Origin of the sequence: uncultured Campylobacter sp. (genome assembly GCF_938031315.1) — a bacterium.
Lineage (GTDB): Bacteria > Campylobacterota > Campylobacteria > Campylobacterales > Campylobacteraceae > Campylobacter_B.
In genome coordinates, this window is sequence record NZ_CALHHT010000408.1 from 1 (window position 1) to 1,029 (window position 1,029).

2 protein-coding genes are annotated in these 1,029 nt (G+C 48.3%); both read left to right on the forward strand.

The window, feature by feature from the left end:
* Positions 1-194: hypothetical protein (locus Q0236_RS10195; protein WP_297917427.1), on the forward strand; the 194-nt coding region annotated here is incomplete at its 5' end.
* A gap of 175 nt (positions 195-369) precedes the next feature.
* Positions 370-933: a carboxymuconolactone decarboxylase family protein gene (locus Q0236_RS10200; protein ID WP_297917430.1), complete on the forward strand. Its 564-nt coding sequence runs from the start codon at positions 370-372 to the stop codon at positions 931-933.
* Positions 934-1,029: the final 96 nt, after the last annotated feature.

Consider the following 1,029-nt stretch of genomic DNA (forward strand, 5'->3'; position numbering starts at 1 on the left):
TGATGTTTGAGATCTCGCGCCAGGCTATGCCTGCACAGTATCTTTTTATGGGCTCGAGCGCCTTTAAAAACGCCGAGCAAAAAATGGCGCTCGTGATGGCGGATATGAAGGACACAAGGAACATCGCAGGAGAGGCGATGGACTTTAAGGACGCGACGGCGTCGGCGTTTGATAAGCCCATGAGAAATAAATAGTTTTACGTTTCGTTAAGCGGCCTACTTTGCGAGCGCCTTTGAGTGACTTTTACTTTTTGGCGCTCGTCTGCAAGTTGCAAGACAAGCCTTGCCAAAAAAGGAGCAAAGATGAAATTTTTGGATTATTCCAGTGGTTCACGCCGCTTTAAATTTAAACACGGCAAAGGAGCAAACGATGGTGAATTTTAACGAGCTTCCGCACGCGGCAAAGCTTAGCGGGGCACTAAGTGATAAGCAGCTAGCGCTAGTTAGCGTGGCTGCTTATGCGGCAGCGGCAGATGCGGACAAACTAAAAGGCGCGCTGCAAAACGCTCTAAAAGCAGAGCTTAGCGTGAGCGAGATCAGAGAGGCGCTGTCGCATCAAAGCGCCTATATCGGCTTTCCGATGGGATTAAACGGGCTCATACTTTTTAACGACCTTGTAAAAGAGCGCGAGGCGGCGGGCATAAAGGACGTTGCTGGCAAAGACGCGAGCCCGGTTACTGTGGACAGCGATTTTTACGCGCTTGGAGAGCAGACGCAAAAATACATCTTCAGGAGCGATTATTCTGGTACGGTACTTTTTGACGCGCCTGCGGTCGATCATGGACTGAAGACCTATCTTTTTAGCAGGGATAATTTAGGCTTTTTAGAGCGTGAGATTATCACCGTCTCAACACTAGCGGCGCTAAATAACGTCAATATGCAGCTAAAATCGCACCTGGGCGGAGCTAGAAATTTAGGCGTCACAGACGAGTAATTCGAGAGAATTTTTAAAATTTTAGGTGAATGCGTAGGCGAAGCAAAGGCGCAAAACGCAAGAGATGCCCTAAAAAGTCTTTAGCGGTTTTTGGCT